Here is a 14,523-nt window from a genome sequence, read left to right as displayed (position 1 = left end):
TGACTCGAAGTAAAGAATCAGAATGCAACCAACAATTTCTGTCATCATTCCGGCGCTGAATGAAGCCGAGTCGATCGGGCATGTTGTCTCCGAGATGCCCTGGCAACTCATTGCCGAATGCATCGTCGTCGACAACGGGAGCTCCGATGAGACTGCCGCTGTTGCGGAGGCGGCAGGCGCGCGCGTCGTTCGATCTCCGCGTGGATATGGAGCTGCCTGTAAAGCGGGCTGCGAGGCGGCAATTTCCACGAGCCTTATTCTGGTCTACATGGATGGCGATGGATCCGATGTTATTGCGGGCCTGCCACGACTGGTGGGTCCGATAGAGGCCAACGAGGCGGACTTCGTTCTCGGCTCGCGAATTCGCGGCACGCGTGAGGCGGGATCTATGCTCGGTTCGCAGGTCTTCGCTGCACATCTGGTCAGCACTCTTTTGCGTCTTTTTCAAGGCGTGCACTATACCGACATGGGGCCCTTTCGTGCGATTCGTAGAACGTCACTCGATGAGTTACAGATGTCGGAGCTGACCTACGGATGGAATCTAGAGATGCAGATTCGCGCTGCTCAGAACAAACTTCGCATTCGGGAGATTCCAGTCGATTATCGTAAACGCATGGGCGGAACCTCCAAAGTTTCGGGTGATGTGAGAGCGAGTATGAAAGCTGCGATTCGCATTCTCAAGGTCCTGTTTCGCGCGGGTCTTTCGCGCAAACTGAGCTAGGATTGCGAAGAAGAAGGAAAGTTCCAACGTATACTTGTTGCGTCAAGTTATCAGGAGACACTATGCAAAGTCGTATTCTCGGCACCACTATGCCCGTTCTCGAGTTCGCCCTCGGCCCGAATGACGCGGTCATCTCGGAAGCAGGGGAGCTCTCGTGGATGACTTCTTCTGTTCAGATGACCACGCACACTCAACACGCGGGTGGCGGCGGCTTCTTCGGGGCAATTGCGCGGGTCGCGGGCGGCGGATCGCTCTTTATGACTGAGTACAGGGCGGTTGGCGGTTCCGGCGAGGTTGCGTTCGCGACGCGAGTTCCAGGACACATCGTACCTGTGGAGGTTGGTCCGGGGCATGAGTACCTCGTTCACCGTCATGGGTTTCTCTGCGCCACCGCCGCGATAGAACTAGGGGTTGGTTTTCAGCAGTCGCTTGGCGCGGGGATCTTCGGTGGTGACGGTTTTCTGTTGCAGAAGATCAGCGGACAGGGCATCGCCTGGCTGGAGCTATCTGGGGAGCTTGTCATCAAGGATCTTGCTGCCGGCGAGACGCTGCGCGTTCATCCCGGTCACGTGGGCGCGTTTCAGTCTACTGTTGCGTTCCAGATCCAGCGCGTTCCTGGCATTAAAAACATGATCTTTGGCGGAGACGGTGTCTTTCTTGCGGCGCTTACTGGACCTGGCCGCGTGTGGCTGCAGACTCTGCCTATTTCGCGGCTTGCACATCAGATTCAAGAGTATCTGCCGAAGGAGCGCGCGCAGCAGGCTACTGAGGGCGGGGTCGTTGGCGGTATAGTGGGTTCCATCCTGAAGGGAATGTAGTCGCGATTAGCTGAATTGACGACATTCTTCTCCCTGTTCGTGATGGGTGAGATGTTTAGGTTTTAGAAAGTGAAACGACTATGCCCCCGGCAACGATCAGCGTTCCTCCTATAAGGATCGTTGGTGAGGGAACCTGTTTGAAGATTAGCCATGAGAGCAGTTGGGCGACTACGAAGAAGAAGACGACGTACAAACCAAGTAGTCTTCCAAAGTCCCACGGTGGTGCGTTGACGGTCCAACCGTATGCAAAGAGGATGATTGCGGCTGCGCCGAACATTAGAATGCGGGCCCGGGCTGAATTCGAATGAAGGCCTGCACGAATTAGAGCATCGCCGCCGGCTTCGAGAGCTGCGGCGGCAAGCAAGATCAAAACTGTGGCGATGCGGCTCATGTTTCTATGTGATGAGACTCTTGAGGACAGCTCTACATAGAGGACCATGTCGCGGATAAGAAAGTCGTAAAAGCGCTTCTTCGAGCGGGTCAAAGTCATTTCGACCAGATGCTGCAGCCCCTGCCAGCCGGGGCTAAACTCGAGTAGAGGCTCGAATGACAGTAGTTGCGCTCGATATTCATCCAGGACGCTCGAAGAGATTTCCTGCTGGCCCCTCGTTTCTTCCAAGGTTTTTGACAGGCCGCATGTTTCGACAGACAGCGGTTGAGTCTATGGTGGAGTCTGCGCGGCGTTACGGAGACCTTGTCCACTACACCGTCTTTGGTCGCCATATCTATCAACTGAATCATCCTGAGCTTATTGAGGATTTTCTTATCAAGGACGCGGGCAAGCATCACCGCGGGATCGTGATGCAACGGTCAAAGACTGTTCTAGGAGAAGGGCTGCTGACCAGTGAAGAGCCACTGCACATGCGTCAGCGAAGACTTGCGCAGCCGGCGTTTTTGCGTCATCGAATTGCAAATTATGGAGAGGTGATTGGAGAGAATGCTGCCGCGATCTCACAAAGTTGGAAGCCTGGTTCGATTCGTGATGTGCATGAAGATATGCTCGAGCTGGCGTTGCGGATTGTCGGCAAGTGCCTCTTCGATCTGGACGTTCAGTCGCACGAAGAGGTGAAGAAGGTTTCGGCTGCGGTAGATGCGTTCATGGGGTTTCTTCCGCTGGCCATACTGCCATTCTCGGAACAGATTCAGCGATTGCCGCTGCCTGCCATGACGCGGATCCGGAAGGGACAGGCGGACCTCGACAGGATCATTTACGGAATGATCAAGGAGCGCCGCAGATCTCCGGGAGATCGGGGCGATCTGCTCTCGATGCTGATGGAGGCGGTGGATACGGAAGGATCCAGCGGCCGCATGTCGGACCAGCAGGTGCATGATGAGTGTCTGACGATTATGCTGGCGGGGCACGAGACCACTGCGAATGCGCTGAGCTTTGCGCTGTGGCTGCTCGCCAAGTACCCGGAGGTGCAGACGCGTTTGTATGAAGAAGCCCGTATGGTTCTCGGAGATCGTGCGCCGACAGCAGCCGATTACTCCCGTCTTCCTTATGCTACTCAGGTTTTTTCCGAGACGATGCGGCTTTATCCACCGGTCTGGGTGATTGCCCGTAGCTGTGTCGAACCATATGACATCGCCGGCTATGCAATTGCCAAGGGAGCTATTCTTATCGCGCCTCAGTTCGTCGTTCACCGCGATGAGCGTTTCTATCCGGATCCACTTCGATTTGATCCTGAGCGTTTTGCAGTGGATAAGAAGGAGACTGTAAGGTCGCGCCCGCGCTTCGCCTTTTTTCCGTTCGCGGCGGGAAGCCGGCAGTGCATCGGTGAAGGGTTGGCCTGGATGGAAGGAGTGCTTTCTCTTGCTACGATCGTCCGTGACTGGAGGCTTAGCCTGCCAGTTGGAGCCCCGGCTCAGATCGCGGTCAATCCTGCAATTAGCCTGCGACCGAAGCATGGAGTTCCGTTATTGATGGAACGAAGAGGCTAGCGCCCCTCCATCCAGGAGTCGATCGAGTATCCGTTGCGGCGGTGTAGAAAGATCAATATGGAGTAGACCAATGCATAGGTCAGTTGAATTGCTGCGGCGGCCCAATCCTGCAAAAGTGCGGATCCAAACGTCAGCACGACGATGAGGAGACTTGCCGCGATGAGCGCTGCTCGCGTTCTGAGGCCGATTAGAATTAGGAGACCGAAGAGACCTTCAATTGAGGGCAGGATCAATCCGAAGAACCAGACGCTCCATGCGGGAAGTGGTGCATGGCCGAACTGAATGACTAGCTTTGCGGCGAACTCGCCTGGGCCGGCAATCATGCGGCTTACGCCGTGCATCATCAAATTTACGCCGACCACTATGCGCAGTAGGGCATATGCTGTGCGCTCGTCAGAAAAATTCAATTCTTCAACCATTGGGTCCCCGCTTAGTGGTGCGCTCAACTCGGGATCGCATTATTTCTTCAGATGCCAAAGCTGACGGAACGGTATAAGGAATTGTCGAGGGATGCATAAGTTGAGTGCGGGGCTCTATATTCTGGAGCGATGCAAGGAAACTCAACAGAACCTTTTCTTCATCTCGCTCACGTCAATGTAGCCCGCGGAGATAGTGTCGTTCTTCACGACATCAACCTGTCGGTTAATGCGGGGGAACATATAGCGATTCTTGGCCCGAACGGATGTGGCAAGTCGACGCTGATCAAGACCATAACGTGCGAGTGTTATCCGCTGGTGCAACCGGAGATGAAGGTGAGAATCTTTGGGCGCGAACGGTGGGATCTAACGGAGTTGAAGAAGCGGCTCGGGGTTGTTTCTGCGGAGTTGCCAGGGAAACAGACGCTACAGACTACGGGGCGCGATGCCGTGATTACTGGCTTTTTTTCGAGTAGTACGCTGTGGCCGAATCTTGTGGTGACGGAGGCTATGCGGGCTTCTGCGGAGGAGGTGTTGGGGCAGACTGATGCGGTGGGGTTTGCGGAGAAGCTGGTGGGAGAGATGTCGGCGGGGCAGCAGAGGCGGATTATGATTGGGCGGGCGCTCGTGGCGTCGGCGGGGATGTTGTTGTTGGACGAGCCTTCGAATGCGCTGGATCTTGCGGCTCAGGCGGAGTTGCGAGGGTTGTTGCGAAGGTTAGCGGAGCAGGGGACTGGGATCATGCTGATTACTCACCATATTGCGGATATTCCACCGGAGATTGATCGGATTTTGATGATGCGGGAGGGGCGGATTGTGGCGGATGGGTCGAAGGCGGAGCTGCTGACCGCAGAGAGGCTGAGTGATCTGTTTAAGACGGAGGTTCAGCTTTCGGAGCGGGATGGTTTTTATCACGCTTGGTGAGGGATTATTTTCTGGCGTGGTGATTTGCGGGTTTTACAGGGGGGATTTTGCGAACAGTGGGTGCGCGGCGTGGTGTTTTGGGTGGTGAAACGTGGTGTTTAAGCATGGTAAACGTGGTGGGTTAGCAGTCACTTTTTCAGTGACGAAAAATGCGCCACGGTTTTGAGATTTATTTTTGAGTGGTTGAAAGAGATGTCCTGCCGGACGGGCCCACTGCGCGTGGAGCGGTCACTTCGTGACTCGTCTTCCGGTCTGGGCGCGATCAATTGCTCGGTCCTCCCGTTGGTCGGAAGTAGGAGAACCGCTTTAGTCTGCTTGGGGGATTACGCCGGTTTGGAGCTTGACTAGTTCTGGCTGGGCTATGCGTGATGGGCCGAGGACCGCGATTTTGGGTAGGGGGCCGCGGACCATGGCTACCTCGTCGCAGGCGTAGAGGCGCGGGCAGGTCTGGCAGTCCTTGTAGATCTTGTCGGGCAGGGTGGTGCGGTCGACTACGCGGAAGCCGAAGTGGAAGAAGAAGTCGGGGATGCGGGTGAAGAGGCAGACGGCGGTGACCTTTTGCTCTTCGGCTTCTTCAAGGAGGGCGCGGAGGAGACGGCCCCCTGCGCCCTGGCCCTTGGCTTCGGGCTTGACGACGATGGAGCGGACTTCGGCGAGGTGGGGGCCGTAGAGGTGGAGTGCTCCGCAGCCGAGGAAGACGCCGCCTGAGTCTCCATCGACGGGGGATTCGGCTACGGCGAAGTCGCGGATGTTCTCGCAGATCTCGGCGTAGTTGCGGCGGAGGAGGGTGCCGTCGCCGGAGAGGGAGTTGACGAGATCGAAGATGTTGACGGCGTCAGGGAGCTTGGCCTTGCGCACGGTTGCGCCGCCTACGCGGAGGCGGGATGAGGAGGTGGATTCACTCACGGTCATCAAGGGGGTAGTGGGCAACTGCGTTTAGCTCCTTACTTTATTTTCGCAGAGTATTGGATGATTTGATGATTCGGTTTGGTGCGGGGGTTGAAGAGTGCGGTTCGCGTGTGGCGCGAATGCTAACTCATGCGGTGAGACTGGGTAAGTAGCGTTCGCAACGGCAACAGACGAAATACGGGGGTCTCTCCACTACGCAATAGACGATGGAACTGTCTATTGCTTCGGTCGAGATGACGAATCTTTGGGGAAGCGGGATTGGATGAGACTGCATGAGTGGGCATTCGCAGCGGCAACAGACGAAATACGGGGGTCTCTCCACTGCGCGATAGACGATGGAACTGTCTATCGCTTCGGTCGAGATGACGAATCTTTGGGGATGCGAGAGATTGAACCGGCTTTGTCGTCACGCGTGCTCCGTGAGACGGGCCTTGGCTTCAGCGAGGGCTGTGGCGACGCGGGGACGGGCGGTGCCTCCGATTACGTCGTGGCAGTCGAGGGTGGCTTCGAGGGTGATGGCGGCGAAGAAGTCTTCGCCGAATGCGGGGGAGATTGCGCGGAGGTCTTCGAGGGTGAGTTGCTGGAGTTCGCGTTGGGTTTCGAGGCCCCCGTCTCCCATTGCTAGGCGGACGGCGTTGCCGATGTGCTCGTGGGCTTTGCGGAAGGGGATGCCTTTGTCGGTGAGGTAGGTGGCGGCGGCCATGGCGTTGAGGTAGCCGGAGTGGGCGGCGGTCTTCATGATGTCGTAGCGGAACTTGAGGGAGGCGGTGAAGGCTGGGAGAACGCTTAGGATGCCGGCGATGGTGTCGGCTGCGTCGAAGACTGGCTCCTGGCCTTCTTGAAGGTCTTTGTTGTAGGCGAGGGGTAGGCCTTTGATGAGTGTGGCTAGTGTTGTGGCTGCGCCTAGGAGGCGTCCGGATTTGCCGCGGATGAGTTCGGTGAGGTCAGGGTTCTTCTTTTGCGGCATGGCGCTTGAGCCGGTGGAGAAGCGTTCGGGGAGGTCTAGGAAGCCGAACTCGGCTGTTGAGTAGAGGGTTAGTTCTTCGGCGAAGCGGGAGATGTGGATGCCTAGAGTGGCGATGGCTTGGGTGAATTCGAGGGCGAAGTCGCGGTCGCTGGTTGCGTCCATGCTGTTGGGGGTGGGGGCGTCGAAGTTGAGGGCGCGGGCTGCGATGGTGCGATCGAGGGCGAGGGTTGCGCCGGCGACTGCTCCGGAGCCGAGCGGGCAGAGGTTCATGCGCTTGCGGGCGTCGGTGAGGCGGCTGGCGTCGCGCTCGATCATGCTGACGTAGGCGAGGAGCCAGTGGGCTACGAGGACGGGTTCGGCGCGCTGGAGGTGGGTGTAGGAGGGCATGGTGGCTTCGCCTGCTGATTCGGCGAGTTCGATGAGGGATTTGCGCCATGCGGTGAGGCCTGCGAGGGTGTTGTCGATGGCTTCGCGGACGAAGAGGCGCATGTCGGTGGCGATCTGCTCGTTGCGGCTGCGGCCGGTGTGGAGCTTGAGGGCTAGGTCGCCGATTTGTTTGGTCAGTTCGAGTTCGACGTAGTGGTGGACGTCTTCGGCCTGGGGATTGAAGGTTACGATGGCTTCGCCTTGTTCGGCGTGCTGTTTGGCTACGGCGCGGAGGCCTTCTTCCATTTGCAGAAGCTCTTCGCTGGTGAGGATGCCGGCGGCTTCGATGGCGCGGGCGTGGGCTATGCTGGCTTCCACTTCGTAGGGGACGAGGCGCCAGTCGAAGGGAAAGGAGCGTTGCCAGGATTCGAAGGTAGGGTCGAGTGGTTCGCGGAAGCGGCCGGACCACATTTTGGTGGATTGGGTGTTGGACATATTCTGGCTCTCAGGGGCTCGGATTCGTGTTGGTGCAGGACGGCATGGACTGAAGCGGCACATGCATCGAGATGAAGTTTGGCGAAGGATGCTTGATCTCGATCGGTTTAGCGTTAGGCGCCTCCTCATGGGCGATCTGGCAGGTCACCTGGTCTAAGCGACCGTGTTCAATCTCGATTTCGACGATGCCGCGTGATTCTGACTGGGCGCGAAAAAAATACTGCTTCCCCGGCTCAAGCGTAATAGCAAGGTGATGGCCGCTGGTGGGGTGGCTGCCGTACCAAGCAGCGAAGTCATGCAGCCCCGGAGGAATGTTTAGCGTAGCGAAGCGGTCGTTTTTGGCGAAGGAGAATCCCTGGTGAAACGGAAACAGACGTTGGGTGCCATCGTAGATTGACCCATAAAATATGCCTGTGTTTGTGCCGGGTACTCCACTCTTGAGACGAGAGCCATGAACATAGAAAGTGACCTGAGTGCTTTGCGCGAACCCGTAGGAAGAAAGCGCCAATAGTATAGCGAGCAACAAGGATCGAACTTCTCTCGACATCACACCCTGTCGCGTAAAGTGCGAAAGGGCGGGCAAACGGCTTTTCACCTTGTGATCTCCTTATCGGTTCCGCTGTTGAGTTGGGGCATTTCGGAGCCTTTGCTTAGGGTGATTAGGCCGCTTTGCGCGTAGGTGATTAGCTTGGCGCGGGTGTCGGTGATGTCGAGGTTGCGCATGGTGAGCTGGCCGATGCGGTCGCGGGGGGAGAAGGTGGATTCGCCCTTTTCCATGGTGAGGCGCTCGGGGTGGAAGGTGAGGTTGGGTGAGGCGGTGTTGAGGATGGAGTAGTCGTTGCCGCGGCGGAGTTCTATTGTAACTTCGCCGGTTACAGGTTTGGCGACCCAGCGCTGGGCGGCTTCGCGAAGCATGATGGCCTGGGGGTCGAACCAGCGGCCCTGGTAGAGGAGACGGCCTAGCTTGCGGCCGTTGTCGCGGTACTGCTCGATGGTGTCCTCGTTGTGGATGCCGGTGATGAGGCGCTCGTAGGCGATGAAGAGGAGAGCGAGGCCAGGTGACTCGTAGATGCCGCGGCTCTTGGCTTCGATGATGCGGTTTTCGATCTGGTCGGACATGCCGAGGCCGTGGCGGCCGCCGATGGCGTTGGCTTCGAGCATGAGGGCTACGGGGTCGGAGAGCTCTTTGCCGTTGAGGGCTACGGGGAAGCCTTCTTCGAAGCGGATGGTGATGGCTTCACGTTTAATGTGGACGTCGTCACGCCAGAAGGCGGTGCCCATGATGGGGGCGACGATCTTCATGCTGGTGGTGAGGAGCTCGAGGTCCTTGGCTTCGTGAGTTGCGCCGAGGATGTTGGAGTCGGTGGAGTAGGCTTTTTCGGCGGACATCTTGTAGCCGAAGCCGGCCTTGGTCATGAAGGCGGACATCTCGGCGCGGCCGCCTAGCTCGTCGATGAAGGTGGGGTCGAGCCAGGGCTTGTAGACCTTGAGGTCGGGGTTGACGAGGAGGCCGTAGCGGTAGAAACGCTCGATGTCGTTGCCTTTGAAGGTGGAGCCGTCGCCCCAGATGTTGACGTCGTCCTCTTTCATGGCGGTGACGAGCATGGTGCCGGTGACGGCTCGGCCGATGGGGGTGGTGTTGAAGTAGGTGACGCCGGCGGTGGTGATGTGGAAGGCGCCGGATTGGAGGGCGGCGATGCCTTCGCGAACGAGCGGGCCGCGGCAGTCGATGAGGCGGGCCTTTTCGGCGCCGTACTCTATGGCTTTGCGGGGGATCTCGTCGTAGTCGGCTTCGTCGGGCTGGCCGAGGTTGGCGGTGTAGGCGTAGGGGAGGGCGCCCTTCTGCTTCATCCAGTGAAGCGCGGCGCTGGTGTCGAGGCCTCCGGAGAAGGCTATGCCGACTTTTTGGCCGAGGGGAAGGGTTTCAAGGATTACGGACATTTGGTACAAACCTCGATGGTTCAGCTGATGCGTTAGGCGGTTTGAGCGTAGCTCGAACACTTTGGCAAAAAGTTCGGGCGGTTGTGGTTGGTGTGAGGCTTCGGGATCCTTCCCCTTCGCTTCGCTCAGGGTCAGGATGACAGCAAAAACAAACAGAGGCCGGGTGCGTCTGCGAACGGCGACCCAGGCTTAGGAGCGTTTGCGGGGTTGGATTCCGCGGCTGCGGCTGTTGGAGGTGCGCTTGGCCCCGCCGAGGAGCATGAGCAGGATTGCTTTTTGGGCGTGCATGCGGTTTTCGGCTTGATCGAAGACGAGGGACTGGGGGCCGTCGAGGACGGCGTCGGTGACTTCGGCGTTGCGATGGGCGGGGAGGCAGTGCATGAAGACGGCGTCGGCTTGCGCGTTGGCCATGAGGGCTTCGTTGACCTGGTAGGGCTTGAAGATGGGGGCGCGCTTGGTGGCCTCGTGCTCGAAGCCCATGGAGGTGCAGACGTCGGTGTAGACGGCGTCGGCTCCGGTGACGGCCTTGACGGGGTCGTGCATGAGGGTGATGCTGCCGCCGGTGGTTTCGGCGATCTCGATGGCTTTGTGGATGATTTCGAGCTTGGGGGCGAAGCCTTTGGGCGTGGCTACGGTGCAATGCGCGCCGAGTTGCGCGGCGGTGAGCATGAGGGAGTGGCAGACGTTGTTGCCGTCGCCGATGTAGGTGAAGTGAAGGCCCTCTGCGGAGCCGAAGCGCTCTTCGAGGGTGAAGAAGTCGGCGATGGCCTGGCAGGGGTGCTCGAGATCGGAGAGGGCGTTGATGACGGGGATCTTGGAGCAGGCGGCGATCTCGGTGATGGTGTCGTGGGCGTAGGTGCGGAGGACCATGATTGCCATCCAGCGCTCGATGTTGTGAGCCATGTCGGAGAGGGATTCGCGCTCGCCGAGGGGGGACTGGGTCTGGTCGACGAAGATGGCGTTGCCGCCGAGGGTGTTGATGGCGGTCTCGAAGGTGAGGCGGGTGCGGAGGGAGGCCTTCTCGAAGAACATGACCATCTGGCACGCGTCGAGGGCGTGACGGAAGTCTTCGGGATTGTTCTTGACGGCGTGAGCGAGCTCCATGAGGGCTGCCATCTCCTCGACGGTGAGGTCGGCGATGGAGCAGAGGTCGCGGCCGTGGAGGCGCTTGGAGGCTTCGCTGAAGGCGGTGTCGGACTGGATGCCGAGGGTAGCGTGTGCGCGTGTGGGGGCGAAGTCTTCAGCTTCGGACTTCGTGTTCATGATGACGGTTTTGCTACCCATTGGCTTTGTCTCCTGCCGGAACTGCTCCGGCCAGTGCTGCAGTGAAGATCTCGTCGAAGGCTTTGATGGCGGTGTCGACGTGTTGACGCTCCAGAAGGAAGGGCGGGAGGAGCCGGAGGACTGTCTCGCTGGTGCGGTTGATGATGATGCGGCGCTCTAGCATCTGTGCGGCGACGCGCTGGGCAAGGTCGGCGGAGTTGATTTCGATGCCGAGCATGAGGCCTTTACCGCGAACGTCCGTGATGCAGTCGTGGCGCTTGGCTAGTTGCGTGAGTTGATCGTGGAAGTATGCGCCTACTTCGTTGATGTGGGCGAGAAGGTTGTCGCGCTTGATGGTGTCGATGACCGCAATGGCTACAGCGCTTGCGAGTGGATTGCCGCCGAAGGTGGTGCCGTGCATGCCGGGAGTGATGGCCTCGGCGGCGGCGTTGGTGCAGAGCATCGCGCCCATGGGGATGCCGTTGGCGATGGGCTTGGCGAGTGTGGTGACGTCTGGGAGGATGTTGTAGTGCTGGTAGGCGAACCACTTGCCGGTGCGGCCCATGCCGGACTGGATCTCGTCGGCGATGAGGAGGGCGCCGGTGGAGTCGCAGAGGGCTCGAGCTGCGGCGAAGAACTCTTGAGTTACGGGATGGATGCCGCCTTCACCCTGGATGGGTTCGATGCAGATGGCGCATATTTCATTCGAGAACTTTGCGCGAAGGTCGGCTACGTCGTTGAAGCGGACGAATTCGACGCCGGGCATGACGGGCATGAAGGGCTCGCGGTACTTGTCCTTCGCGGTGGTGGCGACGGAGCCCATGGTGCGGCCGTGAAAACTGTGGTCGAGTGCGAGAAACTTTGTGCCGATGACTTTGCTTTTAGAGCGGAGGAGACCGGCGTGGGCGCGGGCCAACTTGAGGGCGGCCTCCCAGGCTTCGGTGCCGCTGTTGGTGAAGAAGACGCGGTTCAGACCGGTGATCTCAGTGAGGCGAAGGGCGAGTTGGGCAGTGTGCTCGTGGAAGAAGAGGTTGGAGGTGTGGATGAGGCGTTTCGATTGGCTGATGATCGCGTCTTCGACGGCGGGGTGTGCGTAGCCGAGGCCGTTGACGCCGATGCCGCTGAGGAGGTCGAGGTAGTCGTTGCCGTTCTCGTCGCGCAGGTGAACGCCCTCGCCGCTGACGAAGAGGATGGGGTTGCGCTCGTAGGTGTTGAGGAGCAGCTTCTTCTCTGCCGCCTGGATGGATTGCAAGTTCGGTGTTGCGTTCATGCGACCATGACCTCCGTTCCGTCGTTGACCCGTGTGGAGACGAGGTCAGGTAGTAGAGATGCTGCTTTTGCGGGAAGAATGCGTACGCGCTTGACGCCGTGAGTGAGGGCATCGCGGCAGGCGTTCAGTTTGGGGAGCATACCGCCGGAGACGACCTGCGCCTGCTCCATGGCGGGAATCTGTGCGAGGGTGAGCCAGCGCATGACGTTGCCGTCTGCGCCTTTGACGCCGGGGACGTCGGTGAGGAAGACGAGGGTGTCGGCTTTGGTGCCGATGGCGCAAGCTGCGGCCATCTCGTCGGCGTTGATGTTGTAGTACTCACCGTCGAAACCAAGGGCGATGGAGGAGATGACGGGGACTGCGCCCATGGCCCAGATGGCCTCGAGCCACTTGGGGTCCATGGCGGCGATCTCGCCGACGAAGCCGAGGTCGGGGTTGGTCTTTTTCTTGCGTGCGCGGAAGACGTGGCCGTCGCCACCGGAGAGGCCGACAGCGGACTGGCCGTGCGTGCCGATGGATGCGACAAGGGACTTGTTGACGCGGCCGGCGAGGACCATGAGGGCGGCGTCGCGGGTTTCGGCGTCGGTGATGCGGAGGCCGGAGATGAACTCGCTCTTCTTGCCCATGAGGGCGAGGGTGCGGGTGAGTTGCACACCGCCACCGTGGACGACGGCGACCTGATTTCCATCAGCGACGAGGTCGGCGATGGCTTTGCCGCAGGCGTGGAGGATCTTCTTGTCCTCGAGAGCGGCACCGCCAAGTTTGACGACGAATCTCACAGCAAGCCCTCCTCTTCGTTCCATCCGCACATCAGGTTGAGGTTTTGGACGGCCTGGCCGGAGGCGCCCTTTAAAAGATTATCGAGGCAGGAGACCAGGATCAGACGCTTTCCGTCGGCGGCGAGTGCGAAGCCGAGGTCGCAGAAGTTGGTGCGAACGATGTGTTGAATCTCCGGCAGGTGCGGCGTGGCGCGGAGCCTGACAAGCGGGCTATGTCGGTAGAAGTTCTGCAGCACTTCAGTGATGGTGGAAGGCTCGGTCTTTTCTTTAAGCCGGACGTAGATGGTGGAGAGGATGCCACGCGGTATGGGGAGTAGATGCGGGGTGAATTGGATTTGATCCGAGGTGATGTGGAGCTGCTCGAGTAGCTCTCCGGTGTGGCGGTGGCCGAAGACTGCGTACGCGGAGAGGTTGTCGGCTGCGTACATGAAGTGGGTTTTGGCGGTGGGTGCTTTGCCTGCGCCGCTGACTCCGGATTTGGCGTCGCAGATGATGCCGTGGTCGAGGTCGATAAAGCCTGCCTGGACCAGAGGGGCTAGCGCGAGGAGGATGGAGGTGGCGTAGCAGCCGGGGTTGGAGACGATGCGGGCTTTGCGGATCTCATCGCGGTGGAGTTCGGGGCAGCCATAGATGGCTTCGGATTGAAGCTGCGCGGCATGCTCTGCGTTGGCGTCTTTGAGCTTGTAGACTTCGCGGTTGGCGTGATGCTGGAGACGCCATGCTCCGCTTAGGTCGATGACTTTGATGCCGCGTGAGATGGCTTCAGGGACCCACTCGCGGGATTGCTCGTGCGGGGTGGCCAGGAAGAGGACTTCGGTTCCGGCATCGACGAGGCGCTCCCAGGTGAAGGGGAGGATCTGGTGGGTGCGGCTGGCGCCGGCGACTGCGAGTTGCGGGTGGAGATCTTCGAGGTAGAGCTTACTGGTGGGCTCTGTTTCTCCGCCGCGTCCGAGGAACGTTGGGGTCGAGTTCTGGAATCTTGGATGATGCAGGAGCAGGCGTGCTAGTTCGCCGCCGGCATAGCCGCCGATGCCCGCGATGGCTACGCGGGGTGCGGTACCGCTAAAAGGCCCACTGCGCGTGGAGCGGTCACTTCGTGACGGGTATACCCCTTCGGTGGGCGCTCCCGTTGGTCGCGATGAGATGTTTTCTGCTGAGTTAGCCAAGGTAGCCTTCGATTCGTGTCTTCAACAGGTTTGCTTGTTTTTCGTCCGGGCAGATGATGAGGACGGTGTCGTCGCCTGCGATGGTGCCTATGACCTCAGGCCAGTCCTCGTAGTCGATGCCGGCGGCGATGGGTTGAGCGCTTCCAGTGGTGGTGACGAGGACGAGGAGGTTGATGGCCTGGCGCACCTCGAGGCCGAAGCTTTCGAGAACTTCGCGGATGCCGGGGAGTGCATCTTCGTCGGAGTCGTTTCCGTTGGGAAGAGAGTAGCCGTTCGGTCCTTTATTTAATCTCAGTTCATGGATATCGCGCGATAATGTTGCTTGAGTGACATGAAATCCGCGTCCGGCTAGTTTTCGACGTAGCTCGTCCTGGCTGGTGACCGCGCTCTTTACCAGCAACTCTCGAATTACGGCGTGACGCTGTTGTTTCATGAGTTTGTTGTACCTGTGTTCGCGTAGTTAAGTCGTCAATTGTGGCTCAATTTGTTAGAGAGCCCACCTGTATAAATATACATTATCTGTGTATATTTATACACGCGTTGCTTC

15 protein-coding genes are annotated in these 14,523 nt (G+C 59.1%); 4 read left to right on the top strand and 11 right to left on the bottom strand.

Features of this window, described 5'->3' with window-relative positions; genetic code table 11:
- Positions 1–22: 22 nt before the first annotated feature.
- Together HDF12_RS14435 and HDF12_RS14430 are read left to right on the top strand one after the other, a co-directional pair.
- Complete coding sequence (locus HDF12_RS14435; RefSeq protein WP_179584462.1) at positions 23–721, top strand: glycosyltransferase family 2 protein; 699 nt, start codon at positions 23–25, stop codon at positions 719–721.
- Positions 722–783: 62 nt separating this feature from the next.
- A complete protein-coding gene (locus tag HDF12_RS14430; protein WP_179584461.1) occupies positions 784–1,539 on the top strand; it encodes a TIGR00266 family protein in 756 nt (251 codons plus the stop codon).
- Between the two features lie 55 nt (positions 1,540–1,594).
- On the opposite strand, the gene HDF12_RS14425 is transcribed toward HDF12_RS14430, so the two are convergent.
- Positions 1,595–2,029: a hypothetical protein gene (locus HDF12_RS14425; RefSeq protein WP_218892470.1), complete on the bottom strand. Its 435-nt coding sequence runs from the start codon at positions 2,027–2,029 to the stop codon at positions 1,595–1,597.
- 56 nt (positions 2,030–2,085) lie between these two features.
- Between HDF12_RS14425 and HDF12_RS14420 the strand changes: the two genes are divergently transcribed.
- Complete coding sequence (locus tag HDF12_RS14420) at positions 2,086–3,480, top strand: cytochrome P450 (RefSeq protein ID WP_179584459.1); 1,395 nt, start codon at positions 2,086–2,088, stop codon at positions 3,478–3,480.
- Here HDF12_RS14420 and HDF12_RS14415 read toward each other — a convergent pair.
- The gene (locus HDF12_RS14415) at positions 3,477–3,899 is read right to left on the bottom strand and encodes a DoxX family membrane protein (protein ID WP_179584456.1); all 423 of its coding nucleotides are present in this window, start codon (positions 3,897–3,899) and stop codon (positions 3,477–3,479) included. The two genes, HDF12_RS14420 and HDF12_RS14415, sit on opposite strands and share 4 nt — an antisense overlap.
- A gap of 129 nt (positions 3,900–4,028) precedes the next feature.
- On the opposite strand from HDF12_RS14415, the gene HDF12_RS14410 reads away from it, so the two are divergent.
- Positions 4,029–4,820 (top strand): ABC transporter ATP-binding protein, encoded by a 792-nt coding sequence (locus HDF12_RS14410; protein ID WP_179584454.1) that lies wholly within the window; start codon positions 4,029–4,031, stop codon positions 4,818–4,820.
- Between the two features lie 306 nt (positions 4,821–5,126).
- On the opposite strand, the gene HDF12_RS14405 is transcribed toward HDF12_RS14410, so the two are convergent.
- The 9 genes from HDF12_RS14405 to HDF12_RS14365 all read right to left on the bottom strand — a co-directional run bounded on the left by HDF12_RS14405 (position 5,127) and on the right by HDF12_RS14365 (position 14,409).
- Positions 5,127–5,732, bottom strand: coding sequence for a GNAT family N-acetyltransferase (locus tag HDF12_RS14405; protein WP_179586929.1), 606 nt, complete (start codon positions 5,730–5,732; stop codon positions 5,127–5,129).
- 403 nt (positions 5,733–6,135) lie between these two features.
- A complete protein-coding gene (argH, locus tag HDF12_RS14400; RefSeq protein WP_179584452.1) occupies positions 6,136–7,557 on the bottom strand; it encodes an argininosuccinate lyase in 1,422 nt (473 codons plus the stop codon).
- A gap of 10 nt (positions 7,558–7,567) precedes the next feature.
- Positions 7,568–8,083, bottom strand: coding sequence for a hypothetical protein (locus HDF12_RS14395; protein ID WP_179584450.1), 516 nt, complete (start codon positions 8,081–8,083; stop codon positions 7,568–7,570).
- A 65-nt stretch (positions 8,084–8,148) separates the two neighbouring features.
- Positions 8,149–9,498: an argininosuccinate synthase gene (gene argG, locus HDF12_RS14390; protein WP_179584448.1), complete on the bottom strand. Its 1,350-nt coding sequence runs from the start codon at positions 9,496–9,498 to the stop codon at positions 8,149–8,151.
- A 189-nt stretch (positions 9,499–9,687) separates the two neighbouring features.
- Positions 9,688–10,782 (bottom strand): ornithine carbamoyltransferase, encoded by a 1,095-nt coding sequence (argF, locus tag HDF12_RS14385; RefSeq protein WP_179584446.1) that lies wholly within the window; start codon positions 10,780–10,782, stop codon positions 9,688–9,690.
- The gene (locus HDF12_RS14380; protein WP_179584444.1) at positions 10,775–12,031 is read right to left on the bottom strand and encodes an aspartate aminotransferase family protein; all 1,257 of its coding nucleotides are present in this window, start codon (positions 12,029–12,031) and stop codon (positions 10,775–10,777) included. Before HDF12_RS14380 ends, argF begins: the two co-directional genes overlap by 8 nt.
- Positions 12,028–12,810, bottom strand: coding sequence for an acetylglutamate kinase (argB, locus tag HDF12_RS14375; RefSeq protein WP_179584442.1), 783 nt, complete (start codon positions 12,808–12,810; stop codon positions 12,028–12,030). Before argB ends, HDF12_RS14380 begins: the two co-directional genes overlap by 4 nt.
- Positions 12,807–13,976: an N-acetyl-gamma-glutamyl-phosphate reductase gene (gene argC / locus HDF12_RS14370; protein WP_218892468.1), complete on the bottom strand. Its 1,170-nt coding sequence runs from the start codon at positions 13,974–13,976 to the stop codon at positions 12,807–12,809. The genes argB and argC overlap by 4 nt, the downstream gene beginning before the upstream one ends.
- Positions 13,969–14,409 (bottom strand): arginine repressor, encoded by a 441-nt coding sequence (locus HDF12_RS14365; RefSeq protein ID WP_179584440.1) that lies wholly within the window; start codon positions 14,407–14,409, stop codon positions 13,969–13,971. The genes argC and HDF12_RS14365 overlap by 8 nt, the downstream gene beginning before the upstream one ends.
- Positions 14,410–14,523 lie beyond the last annotated feature (114 nt).

The organism is Tunturiibacter gelidiferens, from assembly GCF_013410115.1.
Classification (GTDB): Bacteria; Acidobacteriota; Terriglobia; order Terriglobales; family Acidobacteriaceae; genus Edaphobacter; species Edaphobacter gelidiferens.
The sequence above is the reverse complement of the archived record's forward strand: the minus strand, read 5'-3'. Positions and strand labels throughout refer to the sequence as shown.

Coding starts and splice junctions, on each gene's coding strand:
- HDF12_RS14435 (WP_179584462.1), top strand. CDS start 23: ATGCAACCAACAATTTCTGTCATCATTCCGGCGCTGAATGAAGCCGAG.
- HDF12_RS14430 (WP_179584461.1), top strand. CDS start 784: ATGCAAAGTCGTATTCTCGGCACCACTATGCCCGTTCTCGAGTTCGCC.
- HDF12_RS14425 (WP_218892470.1), bottom strand. CDS start 2,029: ATGACTTTGACCCGCTCGAAGAAGCGCTTTTACGACTTTCTTATCCGC.
- HDF12_RS14420 (WP_179584459.1), top strand. CDS start 2,086: ATGACAGTAGTTGCGCTCGATATTCATCCAGGACGCTCGAAGAGATTT.
- HDF12_RS14415 (WP_179584456.1), bottom strand. CDS start 3,899: ATGGTTGAAGAATTGAATTTTTCTGACGAGCGCACAGCATATGCCCTA.
- HDF12_RS14410 (WP_179584454.1), top strand. CDS start 4,029: ATGCAAGGAAACTCAACAGAACCTTTTCTTCATCTCGCTCACGTCAAT.
- HDF12_RS14405 (WP_179586929.1), bottom strand. CDS start 5,732: ATGACCGTGAGTGAATCCACCTCCTCATCCCGCCTCCGCGTAGGCGGC.
- argH (WP_179584452.1), bottom strand. CDS start 7,557: ATGTCCAACACCCAATCCACCAAAATGTGGTCCGGCCGCTTCCGCGAA.
- argG (WP_179584448.1), bottom strand. CDS start 9,498: ATGTCCGTAATCCTTGAAACCCTTCCCCTCGGCCAAAAAGTCGGCATA.
- argF (WP_179584446.1), bottom strand. CDS start 10,782: ATGGGTAGCAAAACCGTCATCATGAACACGAAGTCCGAAGCTGAAGAC.
- HDF12_RS14380 (WP_179584444.1), bottom strand. CDS start 12,031: ATGAACGCAACACCGAACTTGCAATCCATCCAGGCGGCAGAGAAGAAG.
- HDF12_RS14365 (WP_179584440.1), bottom strand. CDS start 14,409: ATGAAACAACAGCGTCACGCCGTAATTCGAGAGTTGCTGGTAAAGAGC.